The following is a 678-nucleotide window of genomic DNA, read 5'->3' on the forward strand; positions in this document are numbered from 1 at the left end:
GTATCAGATGAAATATAGAATAAGTGAATATTTAATAGCTGATAAAAACTTCAATATCTTTTCGCTGGAAGCCAATATGCCTGAAAGCTTTTTGATGAACCAATATATTCAGGAAGGAAAAGGAAATCCTAAGGATATTCTAAAGGGAATGTATTTTTGGCTGTGGCAAACCGAAGAAACTTTAACTTTTGTTGAATGGTTAAAAAAATATAATGAAAATCATCGTTCAAAAGTTTTCTTTGATGGTTTCGATATGCAGTATGCAAAAGGAGCAGTAGATCAAATAAGAAAAATATATCAAGAAAATCATTGGCCTGAACAAGAGATTAATGACCTGGAAATTGCTTTAAAGGAAAACAACAGAGGTTTCAGGACGTATTCTAAAAAAGGTCAAAAAATTATAGCTGAGCATTTATTTTTAATAAAACAAAAATCGGACACAATAACAAATCCAGAAGAAAAGTTACGCTTCCTGCAAAATGTAGATATCATCAGACAATATAGCGAATTAAATTTTATTAGGAGAGACAAATTCATGGCAGAGAATATTAAATGGTTAAAAGAAAACTATTTGGATTCTAAAGTAATTGTCTCTGCTCATAATTATCACATTGCAAAATTAAATTCAGATAGAATGGGATATTGGCTCAATGAAATGTATGATAAAGATTTTGTAAA

Annotated in this window: 1 protein-coding gene; it reads left to right on the forward strand. The window is 29.5% G+C overall.

Translation table 11 applies throughout. The annotated features are described in order from the left end of the window. A partial coding sequence (locus BBH99_RS12880; RefSeq protein WP_228390806.1) for an erythromycin esterase family protein occupies positions 1-678 on the forward strand: 678 nt, incomplete at both ends.

The organism is Chryseobacterium contaminans (assembly GCF_001684955.1).
Taxonomy (GTDB): domain Bacteria; phylum Bacteroidota; class Bacteroidia; order Flavobacteriales; family Weeksellaceae; genus Chryseobacterium; species Chryseobacterium contaminans.